The sequence below is a fragment of the Shewanella sp. AC91-MNA-CIBAN-0169 genome (assembly GCF_040310165.1).
GTDB lineage: Bacteria > Pseudomonadota > Gammaproteobacteria > Enterobacterales > Shewanellaceae > Shewanella.
The window spans coordinates 1-269 of the sequence record NZ_JBEOPM010000124.1 but is presented as its reverse complement, the minus strand read 5'-3'; the positions used below and the strand labels follow the sequence as shown (position 1 = coordinate 269).

The following is a 269-nucleotide window of genomic DNA, read 5'->3' as shown; positions in this document are numbered from 1 at the left end:
GCAATACTCCAGGCAACATCTATCTTGCTACGTTTACTGTAGCGCTCAAAAACATCTTGAAACGCAAACGGAAAACGTTGCTCTACGTTATCCCACGCTTTAATTTTTGCTAAAGTAAAAATAGTACTGTCGTGCCAACCTAAATCGGTAGATAGTTGTGATGCTGCTAGCTTTTCTTCATCGCTAGACGTATCCGATAAATAATTCCACTCACGGCGCGCGGACGTAAAGCGCTCAATATCATAAAGTGCTTTTGCACGCTTAAAGCC

1 pseudogene is annotated in these 269 nt (G+C 42.4%); it reads right to left on the bottom strand.

What is annotated here, in order from left to right:
- Positions 1–269: pseudogene (locus AAEY98_RS22380) on the bottom strand (transglycosylase SLT domain-containing protein); the annotation flags it as partial.